At 68.1% G+C, this 204-nt stretch carries 1 pseudogene; it reads right to left on the bottom strand.

Features of this window, described 5'->3' with window-relative positions:
* Nucleotides 1–204, bottom strand: a pseudogene (locus tag ACWJ6R_RS38460) (RNA-guided endonuclease TnpB family protein); the annotation flags it as partial.

Genomic DNA, 204 nt, shown 5'->3' on the forward strand with positions numbered 1-204 from the left:
ACGACAGGATCGTCAGGAACACCCCCCAACCCGCATCCAGGATCGAACGGTTGAGCCCGGACTTGGCCGCGACGTTCCGGCCGGGCTGCTCTGCGGTGCCGGACGCGCTGCGGGTCATGTTCGCGACCTTCAGCGCCTCGTGCACGATCACGTCGTAGGCGGCCACCAGAGCGTTCGCGGTCTTGTGGGCGTGGTCGAGGCGCT

The sequence above is a fragment of the Planomonospora algeriensis genome, from assembly GCF_977012225.1.